Genomic DNA, 435 nt, shown 5'->3' with positions numbered 1-435 from the left:
CCTGGACACCGTGTTCAACGCTGACCCGGGCGTGGTCGACGAACACGGGCTGCTGGCCGATGCGCAACGTCGCCTGCAATCGGCGCGGGCCGCGGTGGACCGGGTGGCGGCACAGCCGCATGGCGCGCGCCAGGTGGAGGACGTGGAGCGCGCGATCAGCAGCATGTTCGCCGTGGTTGATCGCCTGCACGTGCTGAGCTCGGCGCAGATCAACGTGCTGGTCAGCGCCGACCGCGAAGCAGCGATTCCGGCGATGCAGGGCCAGGTGCTGATCGACCTGCGCGAGCATGGCGGCCGCCTGGCCTCGAACGTGATGGCGCCGGTGGCGGTACCGGGGGCCTGGCGTGACGAACAGGTGCGGGCGGCATTGCAGACCGAAGGCCGCCTGCTGGAGCTGTGGCGGCTGGCAGGCAGCCATGAAGCGGTGTTCCGCAG

At 70.6% G+C, this 435-nt stretch carries 1 protein-coding gene; it reads left to right on the top strand.

The features are described 5' to 3' along the window. Positions 1–435 (top strand): hypothetical protein (locus D7V77_RS42670; RefSeq protein WP_199734020.1); only part of this gene is annotated, 435 nt, incomplete at both ends.

This window comes from Corallococcus sp. CA041A, assembly GCF_003612075.1.
Lineage (GTDB): Bacteria > Myxococcota > Myxococcia > Myxococcales > Myxococcaceae > Corallococcus > Corallococcus exiguus.
The sequence above is the reverse complement of the archived record's forward strand: the minus strand, read 5'-3'. Positions and strand labels throughout refer to the sequence as shown.